A 22,979-nucleotide genomic window follows, 5' to 3' on the forward strand; every position below is an offset into this window, starting at 1 on the left:
GAGACGGCTGCTTCTTTATGTTTTTTGCTCTTCTTTATATTGCGCGTCGAATTTCTTTAACCCTTTTGAATCGACCTTATCGATTGCCGTAGCGCATAGTTCAAGCGCTTTACCGTAATCAGCATGGCGGAAAGCGAGTTCTGCTTCATTCAGTTTCGGCCCGATATTCGGATGCGTCCGGCGGTACCTGTTTCCAAACTGAATCATCCGCTCGGACAGCGCTGCCTGTTCAATCAATTCATCTGTTTTGCTTCCGAGACGGTCAATCTCTTCTTTTGCCGTCTGAAGCTTTTCACGGACTGCTTTCATATTAAGCGGTTTTTCATTTAAATACGCATTCGTTTCATTTAAATGTAAACTCGCTTCTTCCGACATATCACGGTAATAATCGGGCAGACCGGGTAGATTGCTTTGTTTTACCATACGCGAAATGTTTTGTACACGAAGCCGTAGTGACTGCAGCTCTTCTCCCGCTTCCACTTCATCCTTGCGGAGTGTCTGCAAATACGCCGCAAATCCGTCCTGCTCTTTTTTCAACTCCTCAATTCGTGCTTGAATGTCTTTCAATTCATCATATAAAAACGAATAGGCTGTTTTTTCTTCCGCAATCCGGCCGTGTAAAATTTCATATTGTTTTTCGAGGTGATAAATTTCTTCTTTCAGACGACGCGGCACTCCGGCTTCTTCACCGTCCAGATGATAACTTTGCTTGACAACATCGGTTTCTTCCATCAGCTTGCCGTTATATTCGCTTATACCGTCAATAATAAGGCCGGTTTCACCTTCATCTTTCAGGACGATATGTTTGGCCAACACTTCTTTTTCAAGAAGGTCATAAAAGAACTCGATGCTGTCCCTTGCATCCGATACGATCAATTCTGTTTCGTCCACCTCTGTTTTCACAAGGAAATCACGGCAGCGCCCTAAGTCTTCTTTCAGCTGCCCAATCTCTTTTTCAATTTGCAGGTGATCCAGCAAATAGCCGTCCTGCTTCATTTCTTTATAACCGTTTTCTATTTCGGAGAGCTGCGCAGGCAATGTATGATTCACCTCGGTCATAAGCGAAGGAATACGATCCATTTTATGCTGCATTAAATCCATTTCCGTCTGAATCTCCCTCAATAGTTCGCGCGCTTCCAGGTAATTCCCCTCTTCTGTTAAATCCGCAAATTTTTCAAATCGTCCTGTCAATACATCTAATTGAACTTCAAGGACAGGTGCCGCTTTACCAAATGTGTGACGATGAGCGAGCAGCCGCTTTTTGGCATCACGATGTCTCGCATGCATTTCTTCCCCTTCTGACCGGTTTTTTTCTTCACTGCCGACAAGTTGATCCAATTCTGTTAATATCCCATCGACTTTCTTCTCGATTTGGTCGAGGCGGCTGGCGATTTCAGCATTTGTCTTTTTCGCTTTGCCAAAGCGAAATTGATCAATCTGCTCTTCAGAAGCAAATAATTTTTCATCAACAGCCGGGATATCAACCGTTACAATTTCATCCCATTCTGTGCGCCATCTGTCAAATAGCTCTTCCGTCTGGCCAGTCATATTGAGACGCTTCACTTTCGTCAGCTCTTCATTAACGGGACGATGCAAAAGCTCCGTCTTTTTCATATCAAGCCGATCAATTTCTTCTGCATTTCTCTTTCTGCTTACAAGTGTGTAAATAAGCAGAATTAATACGACAATTACCGCTCCAATGACAAATTTCACCATCATAAGCCCCCTCGTAACAACGAATAAAATAAAATGTATGTAAAAATAGAGCCGGATTGCACCCTTCCGTTCAATTACGTATAATTTCACTATTCCTTAATAATAGCACGACTGCACCTTTTTTGGATGGGAACTTGTGTTTTTTCGCACATATTTCGCAAAAAAATGTCAAATTAGCTGTTAAATTAGAAAAAAAGGAGTTTTTACACATGTTTAGAGATGGGCATATTCATACTTCCTTCTGTCCCCATGGGTCAAAAGATACATTAGATTACTATATTGAACGTGCGATTGAACATGGATTTACCGATATCACCTTTACCGAGCACGCTCCGCTTCCGGCAAATTTCACCGATCCAGCACCTGAACGGGACAGCGCGATGGAATGGACCGAGCTGGAAAACTACTTACATATGGTTGAGGCAGCAAAAAAAAGGTATAAATCGTCAATCCGAATTCGCACAGGCCTGGAAATCGATTTTATTGAAGGTTTTGAGACTGACACAGCCGATCTTCTTAATCAGTATGGACCGCACCTTGATGACAGCATTTTATCCGTGCATTTTTTACGCCATGCCGGCCGCTATTACTGTGTTGATTTCAGTGAGGAGGAGTTCGGTGCCATCGTCGGAAAAGTCGGATCAGTTGAATCAGTTTATAAATTGTACTATGATACATTGCTACAATCGGTCGAAGCAGATCTCGGTGCTTTTAAGCCCGAACGAATCGGTCATATAACACTCGTTCATAAGTTTCAGCTTATGTATCCATGCAGCCAGTCATTTGACGACAACATCACAGCGATATTGCAAGCCGTAAAAAAATACAATTATTCATTGGACTACAATGGAGCCGGGATGGTTAAACCTCTCTGCTTGGAAACATATCCGCCTTTAAATATCGCCCGCGCCGCTCATTCACTGGGTATTCCACTCGTTTACGGTTCCGATGCCCATGCAGCGGCCGGGATTGGTCAAGGCTTCGACCACATTGATCGCAAATTAATAGAAGGAAGTGTATAAATGATGTTCCAAACATCTCATTATTCAGGCACAAAGCAGGAGCAATACTCACTCGTTACAAAACAGCTCGAAGCACTCGCAGCCGGTGAACTGAATCAGATCGCCAATTTAAGCAATGCATCTGCGCTTCTCGGCCAATTTCTCGGCCGGATCAATTGGGTTGGGTTTTATTTAAATGATGGCAATGAACTTGTGCTCGGTCCATTTCAGGGATTGCCGGCCTGTGTACGTATTCCATTCGGGAAAGGCGTATGCGGTACTGTTGCAGCCCAACAAAAGACGCTTCGTGTAGCAGATGTTCATGAATTTCCCGGTCATATTGCGTGCGACGCGGCCTCCCGTTCAGAGATTGTCGTTCCGCTTTTAAAAGACGGCAATTTAATCGGTGTGCTTGATATTGACAGTCCGGAAGTGAACCGTTTCGATGAAGAAGATGAAGCAGGTTTGACCCATTTCGCTGACATGCTTGTCCGTTTCCTTTAAGAAAAGGTTGACAGTGAAATTTGTGCGTTATATACTATTCTTTGTGTAAAATAAATGCAGCCTATGTGTACGCTGTTTTGATGTCATTTTGTTTCTTTATCCGGCGCGTTCCGGAAAAGGGGCATCGTGTAACCCGTTGCTGCAGGGCGATGGTGCATGAAAACAAAATGCGCAAATAGTCGGAATCACACCGGTTTTTATTTTACAACAAAATAAAAACACTAAAGGAGGAGTCATCTTATGGCTCGTTACACAGGTCCAAGCTGGAAATTATCCCGCCGCCTCGGCATTTCATTAAGCGGTACAGGTAAAGAAATCGAAAAACGCCCTTACGCACCAGGTCCACACGGCCCGAACCAGCGTAAAAAATTGTCTGAATACGGACAACAGCTTCAAGAGAAGCAAAAACTTCGTCACATGTACGGCGTGACTGAGCGTCAATTCCGTAACTTGTTTGACCGTGCTGGTAAATTGAAAGGCGTATACGGCGAAAACTTCATGATTCTCCTTGAATCACGTCTTGATAACCTTGTATACCGTCTTGGTCTTGCCCGCACTCGCCGTCAAGCTCGTCAGCTTGTAAACCATGGTCATATCACTGTTGATGGAAAACGTCTTGACATTCCATCTTACCAAGTGAAAATCGGCCAAACAATCGGCGTTCGCGAAAAATCACGCAACTTCTCAATCATTAAAGAAGCAGTTGAAGTGAACAACTTCGTACCAGACTACTTGACTTTCGACGCTGATAAACTTGAAGGTACATTCACACGCCTTCCTGAGCGTTCAGAGCTTCCAGCTGAAATTAACGAAGCGCTTATCGTTGAGTTCTACTCACGTTAATCTCGTTCAAAAACCAGTCCATTACGGGCTGGTTTTTTTGTATGAAAAAAGCTGCCCATTTTTGTGAGCAGCTTTTCTCATTATTGATATTGAATTAAGTAGTATTTCTTTTTCCCGCGGCGGATAACGGTAAAACGGCCGTCCATTTTGTCTTCTTCCGACAATACATACGCCGTATCCGTCATTTTATCACCATTGATCGAAACAGCGCCATTTTGCACGTCTTCACGCGCCTGACGTTTTGACGGAGAAATACCTGCTGCAACAAGAAGATCCACGATATTCGGGATTTCACCTTCCTGCGTATAACTCGGCACATCTTTCAAGCCCTGTTCAATTTCGTCCGCTGACAATGATTTAATGTCGCCGCTGAATAATGCTTTTGTAATGCTTTCCGCCTGTTTCAATGCTGCATCGCCATGAATCAAACGTGTCATTTCTTCCGCAAGTGCTTTTTGCGCTTTACGCAGGTGCGGTTCTTCGTTTACAGACGTTTCGAGCGCTTCAATTTCAGCTTTCTCTAAGAAGGTGAAAATTTTCAAATAACGAACTACATCCGCATCCGCCGTATTGATCCAGAACTGGTAAAATTCATATGGAGACGTTTTTTCCGGATCAAGCCAGACCGCACCGCTTTCTGTTTTTCCGAATTTCGTTCCGTCTGATTTTGTGACAAGCGGAATTGTAAAGCCAAATGCCTGCTCGCCTTCCGGATTCATTTTACGGATCATCTCGAGGCCCGTTGTAATATTGCCCCACTGGTCGCTTCCGCCAATTTGCATGCGGCAGTCATGGTTTTTGTGTAAGTAGTAAAAATCCATCGCCTGCAAGATCGTGTAGGAAAATTCAGTAAAAGAAATGCCGCTTTCAAGACGCGATGAGACTGTATCTTTTGCCAGCATGTAGTTAACGCCAATGTTTTTCCCAAAATCACGAAGGAATGTGACCACATCCATTGAACCGATCCAGTCGTAGTTATTGACAAGAACCGCCCCGTTACCGCCTTCAACGGAAAAGATTTTTTCCAGCTGCGCACGCAATCCATCCACATTTTTTTGCACCTGCTCCATCGTCTGCAGTGTACGCTCTTCTTTTTTTCCGCTCGGGTCACCGATTGTACCTGTTGCCCCGCCAACTAAAACGATCGGTTTATGACCGTGCTTTTGAAAACGGCGCAATGTTAAAAACGGCAGCAAATGGCCAATATGCATACTGTCCGCAGTCGGATCGACGCCGCAATACAGCGCAATTTTTTCCTTGTTCAGCAATTTTTCAATGCCCTCTTCATCCGTTTGCTGATAGACGATGCCTCTCCACTTTAAATCTTCTAACAATTCCATTATGTCATCTCCTTTTTTCAAACAAAAAACGTCCCTGCAAACATGCAGGGACGCTTATACGCGCGGTACCACCCAAAACTTGAGAAAAAAGATTTTCTCCACTCAAACCGGTAACGACGGTGACGTCATCCGCTACTAACTGTTCACGGCGAAAGCTCCGGGAGGTAATTCATCCCGCTGTTTGTGCTTTCTTTCACCGGCCGAAAGCTCTCTTTGTAACAGGGACAGCAAGACTACTTATTCCGTTCAACGCTTGTTTTTATATAATATAAGGAACATTGTAGCCCGCTTATTTTATTTTGTCAAACTCATTTCTGCTCAATACGTGCAGTCACGGCAAAAAGCTGCTCCGAAAGTCCGGAGCAGCTTTCAAACTTATTAGTCTTCCATCGTCGAGAGGTCGCCTGTCGGCAAATCGAGTTCCCATGCTTTCAGGACACGGCGCATAATTTTACCGGAACGCGTTTTCGGAAGCTTATCACGGAATTCGATTTCGCGTGGTGCGGCATGTGCGGCAAGACCATTTTTCACGAACTGGCGAATTTCTTCTTTTAATTCATCCGACTGCTCATAGCCGTCGCGCAGTGCAATGAAAGCTTTAATGATTTCCCCGCGGACCGGATCCGGTTTCCCGATAACTCCGGCTTCTGCAATCGCTGGATGTTCCACAAGTTTGCTTTCGACTTCAAATGGACCAACGCGCTCACCCGCCGTCATAATGACATCATCAACGCGGCCCTGGAACCAGAAGTAGCCATCTTCATCCATGTATGCAGAGTCACCCGAAACGTACCAGTCTCCCGGCATAAAATATGATTCATATTTTGCTTCGTTGTTCCAGATTGCCGCCATCATGGACGGCCAGCCTTTTTTAATAGCAAGGTTGCCCATACGGTTTGGCGGAAGCTCATTTCCTTGATCATCCACAATAGCTGCTTTTACACCCGGGATTGGTTTGCCCATTGAGCCCGGACGAATATCCATTGCCGGATAATTACAGATGACCTGTGCACCTGTCTCCGTCATCCACCATGTGTCATGAATACGAAGGTCAAATACTTTCTTGCCCCATCGGACTACTTCAGGATTGAGCGGTTCGCCAACACTTAAAATATGGCGGAGTGAAGAAAGGTCAAATTTTTTCACGACTTCATCGCCGGCCCCCATCAACATGCGGAAGGCTGTTGGCGCGCTGTACCAGACCGTGACTTTATATTCTTCGATTGTACCGTACCATGCTTCCGGACTGAAGCGTCCCCCAACAATGACGTTTGTTGAACCTGTGAGCCACGGTCCAAAGATGCCGTATGCTGTTCCTGTTACCCATCCTGGATCAGCTGTGCACCAATATACATCATTTTCCTGTAAATCCAGTACCCATTTCGCTGTCTGATACTGTTGAATCATGGCATTATGTACATGCAGAACACCTTTTGGTTTTCCGGTAGAACCAGACGTGTAATGAAGAAGCAAACCGTCATTTCGGTCCACCCATTCAATCTCAAACTCATCCGATGCGCTGCTCCATTTAGAAAGGAAATCGATATGTTTTTCATCTTCTTCGGCATTGTCCGCCACGACGAATACTTTTTCAAGGTGCGGCAGTTCATTTACAGGCACACGCTCGAGCAGTTCCGGCGTCGTAACGATGATTTTCGCTTCGCTGTCTTCAAGACGATCGCGAACGGCTCCTTCCATGAACGCTTCGAACAGCGGTCCGACAATCGCTCCTGCTTTAATCGCACCGAGTACCGCAAAATATAGTTCCGGCGAACGCGGCATAAATATAAAGACGCGGTCTCCTTTTGCTACATTTCCGTACTCTTTCAATACGTTGGCCGCTTTATTCGAATTCGCTTTCATTTCCGCAAATGTGTATTGTTCATTGCGGTTTGCATCACGGTAGTACAGTGCTACTTTGTTTTTTCTGTCAGACTCGGCATGACGGTCGATCGCTTCATACGCAGCATTTACTTTTCCTGTTTCGGACCAGGAAAAAGCTTTCTCCGCTTCTTTCCAATCAAAAGAAGCGTATGTGTCTTCATAGCTTGTTAAATTATAATTGCCCTGCACAGCTGATAGCGCTTCCAATTTCATAAACCGATTCCCCCTTATGTATGAGTAATACAATGCTATTATATAATACTTTAGAAATTTTCACAATTTATTCAAAAATCTTTTTGTTAAGTTTTTATAGATTTTCTGAAAAAAAGGTGAAAACGCTTTATTTTATGTGCATTTATGTATAATGTTAAGTATGGATAAATGTTAAGGTGGTGACCTAATGGAGCATAGTAAAACGTACCATTCAAAAGAAGTGGAAACACCCGCCGGCACGTTGTTTATTGAAGGGCCTGTCACGCCGGAAGCACTTGCACAGTATGAATTTCATGAAGGGCTTGTCGCCTTTCGCCAGCCAGAGCAGCAGCACAAGGCATTAATTGACATCGCCGGACTTCCCGAGGGACGGATTATCATTACACGCAGCGGCAATACAATCGTCGGGTATGTCACATTTTTATACCCCGATCCGCTTGAGCGGTGGTCGGAAGCAAAGCTGGAAAATTTGATCGAGCTTGGAGCAATTGAAGTCGCACCGGAATACCGAGGCGCACGTGTTGGCCAAAATATGCTTATTGTCGCAATGATGGACGATCAAATGGAAGATTACATCACGATTACGACAGAGTATTATTGGCACTGGGATTTAAAAGGAACCGGTTTGAATGTTTGGGAATATCGAAAAATTATGGAGAAAATGATGAATGCAGGCGGACTTGTCTGGTATGCAACAGATGATCCGGAAATCAGTTCTCATCCGGCCAACTGTTTAATGGTAAGAATCGGCGCGCGCGTCGATCAGGAATCTATTCAAAGATTTGATCAAATCCGCTTTATGAACCGTTTTATGTATTAAGAGATAAGGGGGACTGACCAGTGATTGTAGAAGAAGTTATGCAGATGGACGTACATACGCTTTCACCAGACGATACAATTGCCGCGGCCCTTCAGCTTTGCCGCGATCATAAAATCCGCCATATTCCAATTACCGATGGAGAAAGTTCGCTGGTCGGACTTGTCACTGACCGTGATATTAAAGATGCGACACCCTCTATTTTACAAAAAGAAGTCGGCGAGGAAGAATTAAATAAGCCGCTCAGTCTGATTATGGAAAAAAACGTCATTACCGGTCATCCGCTTGATTTTGTGGAGGATGTGGCAGCAACGTTTTATGAACACGATATCAGCTGCATGCCGGTTGTTCAGAACGGAGAAATTGTCGGCCTGATTACCGAAACAGATGTATTGCACACGTTTGTCGAGCTGACAGGGGTCAATCAGCCAGGTTCACGTGTTGAAGTAAAAGTGCCGAATAAAGCAGGGATGCTGTTTGAAATATCGCAGGTGATGAACAAACGGCGCGCCAATATACATAGTGTACTTATTTATCCGGATCGTGACGATGAAAACTATAAAGTTATTGTTTTCCGCGTGCGGACAATGAATCCTGCCGGGGTGATCGACGATTTAAAAAAAGCGGGCCATCACGTTCTCTGGCCTAACATGCCTGGGGTTTGTTCATGAAACACGATGCCGTCTTCGTGCATTCTGATCAATTATTGAGCTATCGTTTTTCAGAAAATCACCCTTTCAACCAATTTCGGCTTACGCTGACAATGGATCTGCTCCGTAAAATGGGTGCATTGAATGACAGCGACATCGTTGAACCCCGCAGCGCAAAGGATGAAGAATTAACGCTTATTCATGACCGTGAGTACGTCGAAGCGGTTAAGAAAGCAGGACGCGGTGAATTATCAGAATCAACAGGCGAAGGATATGGTCTTGGCACTGAAGATACACCAATGTTTGAAGGCATGCATGAAGCGAGCTCCCTGCTTGTAGGCGGCACATTAATTGCTGCGGATCAAGTCATGCAGGAAAAAGCAAACCATGCCGTTCATCTCGGCGGCGGCCTTCACCATGGGTTCCGCGGCAAAGCATCCGGTTTTTGTATTTATAATGACAGCTCGGTTGCGATTAAATACTTACAGGAAAAATATAACGCCCGCGTCTTGTATGTTGATACAGATGCGCATCACGGTGACGGCGTTCAATGGTCCTTTTACGACGATCCGGATGTATGTACATATTCTATTCATGAAACAGGACGCTATCTGTTTCCGGGGACAGGTAACGTGAATGAACGCGGTCACGGACAGGGATACGGCTATTCATTTAATGTCCCGCTTGATGCGTTTACAGAAGATGAGTCATGTCTTGAATCATATGAAACTACCCTGCGTGAAGTGGCCCACTTCTTTAAACCGGATGTAATCTTAACGCAAAACGGTGCTGATGCCCATTATTACGATCCGCTAACTCATTTATCTGCGTCGATGAACATTTATAAGAGGATTCCCAAACTGGCACATGAACTGGCACACGAATATTGTGACGGCCGATGGATTGCTGTCGGCGGCGGAGGTTATGATATATGGCGCGTGGTTCCGCGTGCCTGGGCGCTTCTCTGGCTGGAAATGAGCGGACAGTCTCATTTAGCCGATCAATTCCCAAAAGCATGGGCCGCACAATGGCAGGAAAAAGCACCTTATCCACTGCCAACTGAATGGACCGATCCTGCCGATATGTACCCGGCCATTCCGAGGAAAGAAGAAATCACGGAAAAAAACCGGATGACAGTGGAAAAACTTTTATACCCGCTGCGCGATCAAAAAAAATAAGAAGCAGCGGAGCCGATTAGTCCGGCTGCGCTGCTTCCGTTTCATTTGTTAAGACCGGGGCAAGAATAATGATTTCAACGAGGCGGTTTTTTTTGCCTGTTTTCTTCTGTTGAATTTGGAACGAGCGGTCTCGTATCCGCATATCCAACAGCGGCAAACCGTTCCGTTCCGGCGCCAGTGCGAACTGATCAATAAAATAGCGGATGACACTCGCTGCACGAGCAGTCGACAGCTCCCAGTTAGACGGGTAACCCCCGCTTTGAATCAGTACATTATCCGTATGCCCTTCTACTTTGATCATATTTGGCATATCCGCAAACAGTTTCCCGATCTTCGCCAAAAACGAAAACAACTCAGGCATAAGAGATGCTTTGCCGCCCTCCTTTAATTCCTCTTTCGGATAGTCACCCGGAACGATAGAAGGGGTTTCTTCAAATGACTCCTGTTGACGGAATGACTCTGCAATCGTTTGAAACTTCGCTTTATCAATTTGCGAAACGGAAAACAGCAAAATAAAAAAACGAGAATGAGCATGACAAGATCAGAAAACGTCACCATCCACTTCGGTGCTCCGCTCTTTTGTACCGGTGTACGGCGCTTCTTTCTCATATTTCGATTGCCTCTCCCGCTTTTTCTGCTTTCCTCTTTCCATCGGTATCTTTTAAAAACACGATTAATTTTTCACGAAGCATATTTGGATTTTGACCGAATTGTACTCCTGCGACCCCTTGAATAATAATTTGACGATAAAAAATTTCTTCCTCTGTTTTCAATTCAAGCTTGGAAGCCAGCGGCAAAAAAACAAGGTTAGCCAGAAGAGATCCATATAATGTTGTTAAGAGAGCAATGGCCTTATTAGGACCGAGTGACGTTGGATCATTTAAATTTTTCAACATGAGAACGAGACCGGTCAATGTACCGATCATTCCCCACGAAGGTGCGTATTCACCCGCTTTTTCAAGAATGATCCGGCCTTTACTGTGGCGTTCTTCAAGCGCATCCATTTCTGCATTCATTATCTCCACAAGCTCTTCCTGTTCAATGCCATCAACCGCCAGCAAAATACCTTTTTTCAAAAACAATTCATCATCCTTTTGCAGATACGCTTCCAAAGACAGCAGGCATTCGCGCCGGGCTTTTTCCGAATTCTGCACGAGTCGATGTATTAACCTAGAGATATCATGTGGTTCTTCCGTAAACGATTCCTTCATAACATGAAAAAAACGCTTTATGTCTCTCAGTGGAAAATTAATCAGTAAAGCCGCCGTTACGCCGCCGATGACGATTAAAAAGAAGCAAAATTAACAAATGAAGTAAATCCGGAAGCGCCTCCGCTCGATATGATGGCAAATGCGACAAGCGTCAAACCGATTGCCAATCCGATCGGTGTTAACATGTCCAGCTTTTTCATGTTTGGTCCGCCATCCTCCATTGCATGTTAAGCTTTCGTTGAACCTCGTTTTTCAATGCGGTGCGGTAAAACGACAACTGGATTATCCACTTCTTCTTTGTTCATTAATTTTGTTAAAAGACGCATGGCAACGGCACCGATATCATATAATGGCTGTGCGACAGCTGTCAGCTGCGGGCGCACCATAAGCGACAATTTTGTTGAATCAAAACTGATGATCTCAAGGTCTTCCGGCACATTTAGACCGTCATCTTGTGCACCATGGACGACACCAAGAGCCATTTCATCGTTGTAAACGAAAACAGCTGTCGGGCGGTCGTTCACATCATTTAATTTTTCCCAAGCTTCAATACCTGAGTCATACGTGTAATCGCCTTCCGCAACAAGTTCTTCTGCATAAATACCGGCTTCTTCGAGTACTTCTTTATAAGAAGCGAATGCATAATCCTTATTGATCACATCATGGAAAGGGCTTGCCACATACGCAATCCGCTCATGTCCATTATCAATCAATGATTGAACAACCTGCCGGGCTGCCGCTTTGTAATCAATGTTGACAGATGGCGTTTTGCCCGTTTGCTCCACTGAGCCGGCGAGGACGACAGGTACCGGTGAGCGGTCAAACTCTTTTACATGTTCATCGTTAATATGGTTGCCCATGAAAATAAGGCCGTCCACTTGCTTGCCCAGCATCGTCTGAATAAGGTGCATCTCTTTATCTTCGTTCTGGTCCGAGTTGCTCAAAATAATGTTGTACTTGTACATTGTCGCAATATCTTCAATCCCACGCGCCAATTCCGCGTAAAAAATGTTCGAAATATCAGGAATAATTAACCCGACTGTCGTTGTTTTTTTGCTCGCAAGACCACGCGCAACCGCATTTGGACGGTAGCCAAGACGTTCAATGACGTCATTAACCTTCTTTCTCGTTGCCGGCTTTACATTCGGGTTTCCGTTTACTACACGTGACACGGTCGCCATCGACACGTTTGCTTCTCTTGCTACATCATAAATCGTAATGTTCATGTGAATTTGCTCCTTTTTGTTTCTTTCTCTCTATATTAACGAAAAAAAACTCCTGTGCAAACACAGGAGTCTAAATTTTAAGCTTTTACTGGAACAGATTTGATAATTTCATCGTAAAATTCATCAAATTGTTGTAAATTCATCTGCTGAGCTGCATCTGAAAGTGCTACAGCTGGATCTGGATGAACTTCTGCCATGATACCGTCTGCACCAATCGCAAGACCTGCTTTCGCAGCCGGAAGAAGAAGATCACGGCGGCCTGTTGAGTGTGTTACGTCAACGAATACTGGAAGATGCGTTTCCTGCTTCAAAATCGGTACAGCTGTAATGTCAAGCGTGTTGCGTGTCGCACGCTCGTATGTGCGGATTCCGCGCTCGCAAAGGATGACCTGATCGTTTCCTTGTGCAAGAATGTATTCAGCTGCGTTAATAAATTCATCAATCGTTGCCGCAAGACCGCGTTTTAAAAGAACCGGCTTTTTCACAGAGCCCGCTGCTTTTAAAAGCTCAAAGTTTTGCATGTTGCGTGCGCCGATTTGAATCACATCGATGTATTCGCATGCAGTTTCAATATCAGCCGGATTTACGATTTCACTGACAACGGCAAGATCAAATTCATCTGCTACACGCTTCAAAATTTTCAAGCCTTCAAGACCAAGACCCTGGAAATCGTATGGAGATGTACGCGGTTTGTAGGCGCCTCCGCGGATCATTTTAAGACCTTTGCCTTTAATTGATTTTGCCACTTCAGCAACCTGCTCGTATGATTCAACCGCACATGGTCCGAATACAAAAGTGACATTGCCGTCGCCCACTTGATGACCGCGTACGGTAACGATTGTGTCTTCTTTTTTCTTTTTACGGGAAACAAGAAGCGCTTTACGGTGATCGTCTTCTTGAAGCTCAAGACCCGCCTTAAAAATTTCTTTGAAAATATGTTCAACCGTTGAACGCTCAAACGGTCCGTCATTTTTTTCTAAAAGGTTGTTAAGCATGGAACGCTCGCGGACTGGATCATAACGGTTCACACCTTGTTTTTCTTTGACGCGGCCGATTTCCTTAACAAGCTCCGCGCGCTCGTTGATTAGTTTTAAAAGCTGGACGTTCATCTCATCCACTTTGTCTCTTAGCTGTTCTAGTTCTTGATTGCTCACTTTCATCATCCTTCCGCAAGTAGAAATTCAAAATATTCCCGCAATTGACTGTGAAAATCAAAGCTGCTGTCTAGCAGTGATTTGCCCCTGCGAGCTATTACGGTTATTATAAATCATCTATTTCGAAATGTCACGAAAAAATTGCTTTATTTCTTAAACGCTTTTAAGCATTAAAGCGTTTAAGTATAAAAAAGACCGGACAAACCGCGCCCGGCCAACGTTTTTAGCGAATAGAAGCTAAATTATCTTTTGTGATTTTCCAATGAGATTCGTTCCATTCCGGCTGACCGTTTTTAAAAAAGATCACTTGAGGTGACTCGTGGCGAATGTTTGCGGTCTCGGCAATATAGTTGGAAAGTTCACGTGACTCCCGTACAGCTAAATAATAGCCTTTTTGATTCGTTCCTGCTTCCCCCAAAAATGCTTTATATTCCTCAAATGCCGCCGCACTCACAGGGCAAGTCGTACTGTGCTTCAATAAAAAGAAAGGTTCTTTTGATTCAACAAGTTCTTCAAATTGTGCAATTTCGTTAATCTTCTCCATATATAAGACTCCTTTTATCAAAAAGAAGCCGGAATATGCCGGCTCTTTTCTTACTTGTTATTTGGCTTTTTGTTGTTATTGTTGTTGTTCGGACCGTTGTCTTTCTTCTTTTCATTGATTCCTTTATCAGCAGAAGATGCCGGTTTAACAGCGGTTCCTGTCGTGTCAGCAGAAGATGTGCTGGTTGATTTTTCAGCTTCATCAAACGCTTTTTTTGCTTCATCCAATTTTGTTTTCGCTGTATCAGCGGTCGTGTCCACTTTGTCTTTTACGGTTTCTGCCGCACGATCAACTACCGTTTTCGCTTCTTCTTTCTTTTCTTCTGCTGTTGCTGAATTGGCTGCGCTGTCGCTTGATTTCATAGATTTAACCTTATCCACGATGGCAGTCGACTGCTCCTGCACCGTTTTGGATAACATCGATGTTTTATCTCTTGCTGTATCCGTCAATCCGCTTGCACGTTCTTTCAAAGTACCTGCCTGTATATTTAAATCATCACGCAGTTCACGTCCTGATTTAGGTGCCATCATAAGCGCTGCCCCGGCACCGATAAAAGCACCTAACAATGCACCGATCAGGAAATCTTTCGTATTTATTGTGTCATCATTATTATACCGGTCTGTGTTTAAATCGAATTTGTCATACTGCGCCTGCTGAGGTGTGTTGACGCTGTTCTTTTTAATATTGAATTGCTCATATGCTTGGTTGTTTTTCATAAATAAAACACTCCTCCTTTTTAATTGTGCTGATGCTGGTTTGTACTGACCGGCAGCGCCTCATTGCGGACCGTCGGTGGCTGAGCTGGCTTGGTACGGGACGCTGCTTTATCTTCTTTAAATTTATCGACCACTTGCTTCACGACGTTTCCCCACTGGACGGCTTGTGAAATTTTATACTGATTTTTTTCCATTTGGGAGGAAATCGTTGTTGTTACTTTTTTCAGTGAGTGATTCAAATTATGAACCGAGGATCCAACATCTTTCACTGCGTACACGACTGTATTCAATTGCTCTGTTTTATGCTGAACATCTTCAGCGAGCGCATTTGTTTTATGTAACAGTTCAGCTGTTTCCGCTGTCACATCCTTCAATTGTCCTTCGAGACGGTCTACTGTCCGGGACAGCGTGTCGAGCGTATTGTCGACTGATTTTAATGTTTTGGACAAATTTAAGACCAGAATGAGAAACGCAATGGCCGCAACGGCTGCGCTCAAGTATAGAATGATTTCCACTCCAAGACACCTCCTGCTATGTTTATGTAATAAAGTTACCCAGTGCCGTTAAATCTAAACACTAATTATATTTATTTCTTTTCAGTATGCCCTTTTTCCTTCTTTTTGCACAAAATTCGCCGTCATCGTACAATGAAAGTGATAAAAAGGAGGATATTTTTATGAAAGATTCAAGAATTCAAGTGCTGGCAGCGAACTTAATTAATTATTCATGCCAGATTAAGCCGGGTGAAAAAGTGCTGATCGAAAATTTTGGACTGCAGCGCGAACTCGTCACGGCACTTGTAGAGGAGACGTATAAAGCTGGCGGCTGGCCATTCGTTTTGCTGAAGGATCACCGTGTTGACCGCTCTCTTTTAATGGGAGCCGTTGAGGGGCAATACGATTTGATGGCGGATTTTGAAGCGAACGTCATGAAAGAAATGGATGCCTACATCGGTCTGCGCGCCGGTGACAATATTAATGAACAGGCCGATGTACCATCGGAGAAAATGAAGATTCACGGCAATACCATCGGGAAAAAAGTACACCGTGATATCAGGGTTCCAAAAACGAAATGGGTCGTGCTCCGCTATCCGACCCCTTCCATGGCACAGCTGGCTAAAATGAGCACCGATGCATTCGAGGATTTTTATTTTGATGTCTGCAACCTCGATTACGGCAAAATGGACGCAGCGATGGACCCCCTTGTTGAATTGATGAACCGAACAGATCAGGTTCATTTGAAAGGTCCGGGAACCGATTTAACTTTTTCGATCAAAGATATTCCGGCCATAAAATGTGCCGGCCGCTTAAACATTCCGGACGGTGAAGTGTTTACTGCACCGGTGCGTGACTCCGTGAATGGCGTCATTTCATTTAATACACCGTCTCCATACAACGGTTTCACATTCGAGAATGTAAAACTGCGGTTTGAAAACGGTAAAATCATTGATGCGCATGCCAATGACGTAAAGCGGATTAACACCATTTTTGACACGGATGAAGGCGCCCGTTTTATCGGCGAGTTTGCGATCGGGGTCAATCCGTACATTTTGAATCCGATGCAGGATATTTTGTTCGACGAAAAGATCGCCGGCAGCTTCCACTTTACACCGGGAGAATGCTACGAAGAAGCATACAACGGCAATCATTCCAGCATTCACTGGGACATGGTCAACATTCAGCGTCCTGAATACGGCGGCGGTGAAATTTGGTTTGACGGCGTTTTGATTCGGAAAGACGGCCTGTTCATTTTGCCGGAGCTCGACGGATTAAATCCGGAAAACTTAAAGTGAATTTAGATTTGGTCACGCAAAAACGCCCTTCGCCGATTTTCGGCGAAGGGCGTTTTGCTTTTACATTATTTCCTGTTCATAGGCAGCCTGGAACTTTTGAATATCCCCGGCGCCCATGAAAATGAGAACACTGTCTTTATGTTCAGCAAGAACCGCCGTTCCCTCTTCTTTGATCAGACGGGCACCCGGAATTTTCTGCTGCAGGTCTTCAATCGTCAGCTTGCCGTGATTTTCCCGGGCAGAGCCGAAAATGTCACACAAATAAACGGCATCCGCTTTGTTTAAGCTGTCTGCGAATTCATCAAGGAATGTTTGCGTCCGCGAGAATGTATGCGGCTGAAAAACGGCGACAATTTCACGGTTCGGATATTTTTGACGGGCTGCATTAATCGTTGCCCGAATTTCGGTCGGATGATGCGCATAGTCATCAATCAACACTTGACCGCCCGCCTTCTTTTCAGAAAAACGGCGCTTTACGCCAGAAAACGTAAGTAAGCGTTCCTTCACAATGTCCGTATCAATTTCTTCATAATGACAGAGTCCGATGACAGAAAGTGCGTTTAAAATATTATGATCGCCGTACCCCGGAATACGGAACGTCGCATAAAATTCATTTCGTACAAACACATCAAACGTTGTGCCGTTTTCATCAAATGATGCGTTGCGGGCCTGGAAGTCATTTTCATCTCCGAAGCCATAAAAAACAACCGGTACATTCGCTTGAATGCCCTGTAAATATTCGTCATCACCACAGGCGAAAATTCCCTTTTTTACTTGTTTCGCCATTTCTTGAAAAGCAGAAAAGACATCATCAATGTCGGCAAAATAATCCGGATGATCAAAGTCAATATTTGTCATTACTGCATAATCCGGTGCATACGATAAAAAGTGGCGGCGGTATTCACACGCTTCGAATGCAAAATACTTAGCCTCTTTGGCTCCGCGCCCCGTCCCGTCTCCAATTAAATACGATGTCGGCGCCGCGCCGCTGACTACATGCGCCATTAAGCCCGTCGTCGATGTTTTACCGTGTGAGCCGGTAATCGCCACACTCGTGAAGTTTTGAATAAAATCCCCTAAAAATTTATGATAGCGAATAACCGGTATGCCTATTTCAACAGCCCGTTTAATTTCTTCATGTTCATCGTTGAAGGCATTTCCGGCAATCACCGTCATGCCCGATTGAATATTGTCCGCATTAAACGGCAATATAAGAATGCCGGCTTCTTCAAGCGCTTTTTGTGTAAAAAATGTTTTTTCGATATCTGAACCCTGTACCTTATATCCTTTATCATGAAGAATATGTGCGAGGGCGCTCATTCCCGATCCTTTTATTCCAACAAAATGATAGGTTGTCATCATTAAACCTCCAACATTTTCTAGCCTGTTTCATACAGTATATGTATCATCGTTAACTTTGAAACAATTTATAGCTATTCATTGCATTTGTACATTATAGCACTTTTTTCAAAACGTGACTATGCCGCTTGAAAAAACCGGCGCATCAGCACCGGCTTATTACATGGTCTTTGAATTTGTCTCTTCAAGAAAAGCAAAAAATTCTTCTTCCGATACGAGCACTTCACGCGGACGGCCGGCACGCTGACCGGAGATGAGCCCCTGTTCTTCCATCATTTCAATTAAACGCGCCGCGCGGTTGTAGCCGACTTTTAATTTTCGCTGGAGCATCGATGTGGAGGCACCTCCCTGCCGGACCACAAATTCACATGCATCCTGAAACAATTCATCTTCTTCATCCTGTACGGTGGCTTTTTGCAGCAGTTCCTCTTGTTTGAACAAATAATCAGGCTTTTGCTGTTCACGGACAAAACGGACCACTTCATCAATTTCTTCATTTGTAACAAACGTCCCCTGCAACCGCACAGCCTCGCTCGCACCATTATTTAAAAATAACATATCTCCTTTGCCAAGCAGTTTTTCAGCACCAACCTTGTCCAAAATGGTTCGTGAATCAATTTGAGACGACACGGAAAAAGCGATGCGCGTTGGGATATTTGCTTTAATAAGGCCCGTAATGACATCAACAGATGGGCGCTGAGTGGCAACGATTAAATGAATACCGCACGCGCGCGCTTTTTGGGCAATCCGGCAAATCGCTTCTTCTACTTCAGCCGGAGCCATCATCATTAAATCGGCAAGCTCGTCAATAACGATCACGAGATACGGTAAATGCGGCTCATTAAATTCCGACTCTTTCACTTTCGCATTGTAGGACGCAACGTCACGAACACCGGCATGGACAAACAGCTGGTAGCGGCGTTCCATTTCTTCAACTGCCCATTTCAAAGCGGCCGTTGCGGCTTTTACATCCGTAATGACCGGGCTTGCTAAATGGGGAATACCGTTATAAGGTGTCAATTCTACCATTTTCGGGTCAATTAATAACAGCTTTAATTCATGCGGTGCTGCTTTATAAAGAAGGCTCACCAAGATTGAATTAATGCACACGCTTTTGCCGGAACCGGTCGCACCGGCAATGAGTCCGTGCGGCATTTTTTGCAGGTCGAGCACAACCGGGGCACCCGCAATATCGAGGCCGAGCGCTGACGCGAGCGGAGATTCCGCCATCTGAAATTCACTGTGGCTGATGATTTCGCTTATAAAAACCGGACGGCTTTGATCATTCGGCAGTTCGATGCCCACCACTTCTGTTCCCGAAATCGGTGCTTCAATCCGGAGCGTTTTTGCAGCAAGGCTGCGCTTTATATCATCAGATAAACTCGCGATTTTGCTCACTTTAACGCCAATCGATGGTGTCACTTCGAATCGGGTAATTGCCGGGCCGGTCGTCACGCCCGTTACTTCTGCCTCAATGTTAAAGCTTTTAAACGTATCGTTTAACCGCTTTGTTTTTTCACGGACCCACGCAGCATCCACGGTCTTCTTAGCAGGCGGCGTTAAAAAAGACAGCGGCGGCCGGTTTAATGCCGTATCGATGACAGCCGGGGCCTGTTTTTTCACTTCCTGCGGAGCTGGCTTCAATGCAGGTGCGGCCAGTTTTTCACGGTCTTTTTTCAGCATGACGACATTAAACGGGGAATGACGCCGTTCTCTTGCACGTGCCGGACGGTCAGCCGGCGGCAGTTTGCCTGTTTCATTATTAACAAGTGCGGGTTTTTCAACAATTTCGACCGGTTTTTCTTCCAGTACCGTTTCCTTCGCTGCCGGTTTTTCAAGTTTAAGCGGGCGGTTTGCCTGTTCTTTCGTGAATAGAAGAAGAGGTTCCTGCTTCTCTTCCTGATTTTCACTGGAGGTATCCCGCACATCTTCTTTTACCGGACGGGCACGAAAGCCGTAAATCGGAGACGGGATTTCCGTCGGACGAAACGGACGGGGTGCTGCACGGGCAGCCGGTGACTGCGCTGGCTGTTCATAACGCTGAACCGGCTCTTCCCATTCCGGTTCAGGACGGAGATGTCTTGTGCGGGGCTCAGCATGATCAATCCCGCGCTTTACTGTCGGATAGCGGTAAGCAACACGGGCTGAAATCTGCTGTGCAGACGGCAGAGCACTATTTAATGGCACATGACGCTCCGTTTTCCTTTCCGGCTGAACCGGCTCTTTTATACGAGGATCAATTAATGCTTCTTCTTTTTTTATTTCTTCGTTTTTCGGCTGTTCCAGTTCTTCTTCATCAATGATATAAATTTCTTCTCTAAAGTAGGAGAGAATCTTTTTAAATAAGCTCATCCTTAACCACTCTTTCTAGTTGAAGTCTTTTTCATTGTAACAGCAATGTGAGATTTGTTAACAGAAAAACGGAATTTTGGGAAAATAGAAGGGGAAGAAAAAAGACTGTCCTCACAAGGAAGTCAGTCTTTTTTCGGACGGTTTTTCGCTAAAATGAACACCGGTTCAAGATGTCCATTTTCATAAATGAATGAGAGGGCAGTAATGGGCACACGGCCCGCAGCAAAAAAGCTCATCGCCATTTGGGCCAAAATATCGTACCCCGTTTCATTGCGGATATCGCCGATAATAAGCACATCGCCGTGCGGAACCGAAACGGTCATATCGCCTTCAATTTTTTCGCTCATTTCTTTTAAAAACCGATCATTTAAAATGCGGCTTGAATCGTATCCGTCTTTGGAATTTAAAAAGTAAAACACGTTGCCGGCAACGGTATCCTGTTTCACTTCCAGCGGCAGTGACCGCAGATTGAAACGGGCAGTTTCCCGAATCTGCTCCGCTGTCCAATTCTCCTTCTCCATTAATTTTTCATCAATCAGCCGGTATGTAGACCCTAAGTCCACAGCGTAATAAATGCGTGTTTCTGCCGTATGTTCATCATAAAATAGCGGCACACCTTCTTCAGCTTCTTTCGGGAACGAAGCGGCGCGGATGACCGGAAAAATCCGCTTTTCTTTCTCTTCCTTTCTTCCGCTGCCATCAAACGCATTCAGCGCTTCATTGACGTAATAAATCGTCTCTTCCGCTGCTTTTTCAACATTTCCCTCGAATTTTGCCAGAATGCCGCCGAGTGCGACGGTAACCCCTTTTTTCGTATCGCTGTTTTCCACGCGCATTTCTTCTTTTTCCCGATCAAAGAACAGCGTCCGGTTCTCTTTTTTTAATGCTTCCTCAAGCTTTCTTTTCAGTTTCATTGTAGACATTAAACGTCATTCCTTCTTTCAGCTGTTTTTGATTGTATCGACGGTCGACTTGTCAAGCGACGTCACTAATTTGACAAGCAGTGATTTTGCCGCATCGTAGTCGTCCGTATGGATAATCGATGAATGTGTATGAATGTATCGGGAACAAATGCCGATGACCGCACTTGGCACACCGTTTCCAGATGTATGGACACGCCCGGCATCCGTTCCGCCCGGCGAAACAAAATATTGATATGGAATGTCATTTGATTCCGCTGTATCAAGGACAAATTCACGTATTCCGCTATGCGTGACCATTGTCCGGTCAAAAATACGCAAAAGAACTCCTTTTCCAAGCTGGCCAAATTCATTTTTATTTCCGGAAGCATCGTTTGCCGGACTTGCATCAAGGGCAAAAAATAAGTCAGGATTAATTAAATTGGCGGCTGTTTGAGCTCCGCGCAGCCCTACTTCTTCCTGTACTGTTGCACCGGAATACAGCATATTTGGCAATGTTTGACCGTGCACTTCTTTTAACAATTCAATCGCAAGTCCGCATCCGTACCGGTTGTCCCATGCTTTGGCCATAATTTTTTTCGGATTGGCAAGCGGTGTAAACGCCGACGCCGGCAAAATGGACTGTCCTGGTTTCACTCCAATCGTTTCGGCATCCGCTCTGTCATCTGCGCCAATATCGATTTGCATATTTTTTATTTGCATCGGTTTATTACGCTGGTCTTCCGATAACAAATGAGGAGGCGTGGACGAAATAACCCCTTCCACCGGACCGTTTTTCGTATAGATTTGCACGCGCTGGGCAAGCATCGTCTGGCTCCACCAGCCGCCAAGTGTCTGAAATCGGATCATACCGTTTTCGGTTATGGCGGTGACCATAAACGCCACTTCATCCATATGACCGGCTACCATAATCCGGGGACCGTTGTCATCTCCCTTTTTTACGCCGAACAAACTGCCTAGGTTGTCTTGTATAATCGAATCCGCAAATGGCTCCATTTCTTTTTTCATAAATGCGCGCACCGCATGTTCATTTCCCGGTGCACCCGGCAGTTCTGTTAGCGTTTGAAACATGTCTTTCGTTTCCTGATTCATGATAAGTCCCCTCTCGTGCTATTCTTTTCCTCATTATAACGGAAATAGGCCGAAGATTGGAACGAAGCGCATTTTGGTTTTCTGAATGGCTGAAATCCTGTATACTTGAGTAGCAGAATACGAGAAAAACAGGGGGATGAAACATGGTAAAGTTTGATCGTACAGCTTTTTGGATCGGTGCAGCCGCCGGTGCAGCGGCAGCCTATCTTATTCAAAAACAAACGTCTGAGTCGATGAACGTGCCGCCTGAAAAAGTTTTGAAGCAAGTAAAAGAAACATTTAAACAAAACGGACCGGTGGACGGTTCCTGGATTCAAATGAAACCGGAAGAATATGAAAATAATGGCTTTCGTGTGCTGGTGTATAAAGGCGGCATTTCCCGTCCAGGTGAAACCGGCAATGAACAATTTGAATTTGCGGCGGATGCCAAAACAGGGTCGCTTTTAAACGTACAGTCCGTCAATTAA

General features: G+C 44.8%; 21 protein-coding genes, 2 pseudogenes and 1 other annotated feature. Of the genes and pseudogenes, 8 read left to right on the top strand and 15 right to left on the bottom strand.

Features of this window, described 5'->3' with window-relative positions; genetic code table 11:
* Positions 1-15: 15 nt before the first annotated feature.
* The gene (ezrA, locus tag BTO30_RS08550; RefSeq protein WP_158023578.1) at positions 16-1,716 is read right to left on the bottom strand and encodes a septation ring formation regulator EzrA; all 1,701 of its coding nucleotides are present in this window, start codon (positions 1,714-1,716) and stop codon (positions 16-18) included.
* A 209-nt stretch (positions 1,717-1,925) separates the two neighbouring features.
* On the opposite strand from ezrA, the gene hisJ reads away from it, so the two are divergent.
* The 3 genes from hisJ to rpsD all read left to right on the top strand — a co-directional run bounded on the left by hisJ (position 1,926) and on the right by rpsD (position 4,064).
* Positions 1,926-2,738: a histidinol-phosphatase HisJ gene (hisJ, locus tag BTO30_RS08555; RefSeq protein ID WP_075398311.1), complete on the top strand. Its 813-nt coding sequence runs from the start codon at positions 1,926-1,928 to the stop codon at positions 2,736-2,738.
* 3 nt (positions 2,739-2,741) lie between these two features.
* Positions 2,742-3,221 (top strand): GAF domain-containing protein, encoded by a 480-nt coding sequence (locus BTO30_RS08560; RefSeq protein WP_075398341.1) that lies wholly within the window; start codon positions 2,742-2,744, stop codon positions 3,219-3,221.
* A gap of 240 nt (positions 3,222-3,461) precedes the next feature.
* On the top strand, positions 3,462-4,064 hold the full coding sequence (rpsD, locus tag BTO30_RS08565; RefSeq protein ID WP_075398312.1) for a 30S ribosomal protein S4: 603 nt from the start codon (positions 3,462-3,464) through the stop codon (positions 4,062-4,064).
* Between the two features lie 80 nt (positions 4,065-4,144).
* Here rpsD and tyrS read toward each other — a convergent pair whose 3' ends face one another.
* Positions 4,145-5,404: a tyrosine--tRNA ligase gene (gene tyrS, locus BTO30_RS08570; protein WP_075398313.1), complete on the bottom strand. Its 1,260-nt coding sequence runs from the start codon at positions 5,402-5,404 to the stop codon at positions 4,145-4,147.
* 43 nt (positions 5,405-5,447) lie between these two features.
* Positions 5,448-5,663 (bottom strand) — a binding site (T-box leader).
* A gap of 119 nt (positions 5,664-5,782) precedes the next feature.
* Entirely contained in the window at positions 5,783-7,501 is a 1,719-nt protein-coding gene (gene acsA, locus BTO30_RS08575; protein WP_075398314.1) for an acetate--CoA ligase, read from the bottom strand.
* Between the two features lie 187 nt (positions 7,502-7,688).
* Between acsA and BTO30_RS08580 the strand changes: the two genes are divergently transcribed.
* The 3 genes from BTO30_RS08580 to BTO30_RS08590 are packed head-to-tail and all read left to right on the top strand — an operon-like array spanning position 7,689 to position 10,146.
* Entirely contained in the window at positions 7,689-8,321 is a 633-nt protein-coding gene (locus BTO30_RS08580; protein ID WP_075398315.1) for a GNAT family N-acetyltransferase, read from the top strand.
* A gap of 20 nt (positions 8,322-8,341) precedes the next feature.
* Positions 8,342-8,989, top strand: a complete 648-nt coding sequence (locus BTO30_RS08585; protein ID WP_075398316.1) for an acetoin utilization AcuB family protein — start codon at positions 8,342-8,344, stop codon at positions 8,987-8,989.
* The gene (locus BTO30_RS08590; RefSeq protein WP_075398317.1) at positions 8,986-10,146 is read left to right on the top strand and encodes an acetoin utilization protein AcuC; all 1,161 of its coding nucleotides are present in this window, start codon (positions 8,986-8,988) and stop codon (positions 10,144-10,146) included. The genes BTO30_RS08585 and BTO30_RS08590 overlap by 4 nt, the downstream gene beginning before the upstream one ends.
* Before the next feature lie 16 nt (positions 10,147-10,162).
* Here the strand turns inward: BTO30_RS08590 and BTO30_RS08595 are convergent, their stop codons facing one another.
* The 8 genes and pseudogenes from BTO30_RS08595 to BTO30_RS08625 form a co-directional block, all read right to left on the bottom strand.
* On the bottom strand, positions 10,163-10,507 hold the full coding sequence (locus BTO30_RS08595; protein ID WP_425429447.1) for an OmpA family protein: 345 nt from the start codon (positions 10,505-10,507) through the stop codon (positions 10,163-10,165).
* A gap of 144 nt (positions 10,508-10,651) precedes the next feature.
* Positions 10,652-10,755: pseudogene (locus BTO30_RS17985) on the bottom strand (flagellar motor protein MotB); the annotation flags it as partial.
* Positions 10,752-11,557: pseudogene (locus tag BTO30_RS08600) on the bottom strand (MotA/TolQ/ExbB proton channel family protein). The pseudogenes BTO30_RS08600 and BTO30_RS17985, both read right to left, overlap by 4 nt.
* A 27-nt stretch (positions 11,558-11,584) precedes the next feature.
* Complete coding sequence (gene ccpA / locus BTO30_RS08605; RefSeq protein WP_075398318.1) at positions 11,585-12,583, bottom strand: catabolite control protein A; 999 nt, start codon at positions 12,581-12,583, stop codon at positions 11,585-11,587.
* Between the two features lie 77 nt (positions 12,584-12,660).
* Positions 12,661-13,737, bottom strand: a complete 1,077-nt coding sequence (locus BTO30_RS08610; RefSeq protein WP_075398319.1) for a bifunctional 3-deoxy-7-phosphoheptulonate synthase/chorismate mutase — start codon at positions 13,735-13,737, stop codon at positions 12,661-12,663.
* 223 nt (positions 13,738-13,960) lie between these two features.
* The gene (gene ytxJ, locus BTO30_RS08615) at positions 13,961-14,281 is read right to left on the bottom strand and encodes a bacillithiol system redox-active protein YtxJ (protein WP_075398320.1); all 321 of its coding nucleotides are present in this window, start codon (positions 14,279-14,281) and stop codon (positions 13,961-13,963) included.
* Between the two features lie 50 nt (positions 14,282-14,331).
* On the bottom strand, positions 14,332-14,997 hold the full coding sequence (locus BTO30_RS08620) for a YtxH domain-containing protein (protein WP_075398321.1): 666 nt from the start codon (positions 14,995-14,997) through the stop codon (positions 14,332-14,334).
* A 20-nt stretch (positions 14,998-15,017) separates the two neighbouring features.
* Positions 15,018-15,512: a DUF948 domain-containing protein gene (locus BTO30_RS08625; RefSeq protein WP_075398322.1), complete on the bottom strand. Its 495-nt coding sequence runs from the start codon at positions 15,510-15,512 to the stop codon at positions 15,018-15,020.
* A gap of 161 nt (positions 15,513-15,673) precedes the next feature.
* On the opposite strand from BTO30_RS08625, the gene BTO30_RS08630 reads away from it, so the two are divergent.
* Positions 15,674-16,789 (top strand): aminopeptidase, encoded by a 1,116-nt coding sequence (locus tag BTO30_RS08630; protein ID WP_075398323.1) that lies wholly within the window; start codon positions 15,674-15,676, stop codon positions 16,787-16,789.
* 60 nt (positions 16,790-16,849) lie between these two features.
* Here the strand turns inward: BTO30_RS08630 and murC are convergent, their stop codons facing one another.
* The 4 genes from murC to BTO30_RS08650 all read right to left on the bottom strand — a co-directional run bounded on the left by murC (position 16,850) and on the right by BTO30_RS08650 (position 22,512).
* Positions 16,850-18,148: a UDP-N-acetylmuramate--L-alanine ligase gene (murC, locus tag BTO30_RS08635; protein WP_075398324.1), complete on the bottom strand. Its 1,299-nt coding sequence runs from the start codon at positions 18,146-18,148 to the stop codon at positions 16,850-16,852.
* Positions 18,149-18,307: 159 nt separating this feature from the next.
* Complete coding sequence (locus BTO30_RS08640; RefSeq protein WP_083632340.1) at positions 18,308-20,500, bottom strand: DNA translocase FtsK; 2,193 nt, start codon at positions 20,498-20,500, stop codon at positions 18,308-18,310.
* 122 nt (positions 20,501-20,622) lie between these two features.
* Positions 20,623-21,423 carry a DUF1444 domain-containing protein gene (locus tag BTO30_RS08645; RefSeq protein WP_075398325.1) on the bottom strand — a complete coding sequence of 267 codons (801 nt, stop codon included), beginning with the start codon at positions 21,421-21,423 and terminating at the stop codon, positions 20,623-20,625.
* Positions 21,424-21,441: 18 nt separating this feature from the next.
* The gene (locus BTO30_RS08650) at positions 21,442-22,512 is read right to left on the bottom strand and encodes a M42 family metallopeptidase (protein ID WP_075398326.1); all 1,071 of its coding nucleotides are present in this window, start codon (positions 22,510-22,512) and stop codon (positions 21,442-21,444) included.
* A gap of 143 nt (positions 22,513-22,655) precedes the next feature.
* Between BTO30_RS08650 and BTO30_RS08655 the strand changes: the two genes are divergently transcribed.
* Positions 22,656-22,979: a peptidase M4 gene (locus BTO30_RS08655; RefSeq protein ID WP_075398327.1), complete on the top strand. Its 324-nt coding sequence runs from the start codon at positions 22,656-22,658 to the stop codon at positions 22,977-22,979.

The organism is Domibacillus antri, from assembly GCF_001936625.1.
Taxonomy (GTDB): Bacteria; Bacillota; Bacilli; order Bacillales; family Domibacillaceae; genus Domibacillus; species Domibacillus antri.